Origin of the sequence: Streptomyces apricus (assembly GCF_008369065.1) — a bacterium.
Lineage (GTDB): Bacteria > Actinomycetota > Actinomycetes > Streptomycetales > Streptomycetaceae > Streptomyces > Streptomyces apricus.
In genome coordinates this window covers 1-654 of sequence record NZ_VDFC01000283.1, presented here as the reverse complement: position 1 = coordinate 654, position 654 = coordinate 1, and the positions used below count along the sequence as shown (strand labels likewise).

General features: G+C 74.0%; 2 protein-coding genes. Both read left to right on the top strand.

Annotated features, from left to right (window positions below; translation table 11 throughout):
* Nucleotides 1-358, top strand: a 358-nt coding sequence (locus FGF04_RS39695; RefSeq protein ID WP_149516228.1) for a fluoride efflux transporter FluC, incomplete at its 5' end; no start/stop codon positions are given.
* A partial coding sequence (gene crcB / locus FGF04_RS39690) for a fluoride efflux transporter CrcB (protein WP_149516227.1) occupies nt 355-654 on the top strand: 300 nt, incomplete at its 3' end. The genes FGF04_RS39695 and crcB, both read left to right, overlap by 4 nt.

The following is a 654-nucleotide window of genomic DNA, read 5'->3' as shown; positions in this document are numbered from 1 at the left end:
GCTCCGGCCGGGGGAGGGGGGCGGCTTCCCCTGGACCACGTTCTGGGTCAACGTCACCGGCTGCTTCCTGATCGGCGTCCTGATGGTCCTGGTCACCGAGGTGCGGACGCCCCACCGGCTGGTCCGCCCCTTCCTCGGCACCGGCGTGCTCGGCGGCTTCACCACCTTCTCGACGTACGCCGTCGACATCGAGCGGCTGTTGGACGCCGGCCGGCCCCGTACCGCGTTCGCCTACCTCGCCGCCACCCTCCTCGCGGCGCTCGCGGTGGTCTGGGCGGCCGTCGCGCTGACGCGTGCGTGCGCGCGACGGGTGCGACCGGGGACCGTCGCGGCCGCCGGGGACGGGGACCGCCCGTGAACTGGCTGCTGGTGGTCGTCGGCGCCATGATCGGCGCACCTCTGCGTCATCTCACCGATCGTGCGGTGCGGTCCCGGTACGACTCCGGCTTCCCGTGGGGCACCCTCACGGTCAACGTCACCGGCTGTCTGGTCCTCGGCGCCCTCACCGGTGCGGCCGCCGCGGGGGCGGCCTCCTCCCACTTCCAGCTCCTGCTGGGCACGGGCCTGTGCGGCGCCCTCACCACGTACTCGACCTTCTCGTACGAGACCCTGCGCCTCGCCGAGAGCGGCGCCCGCCTCCAGGCGGGCCTCAAC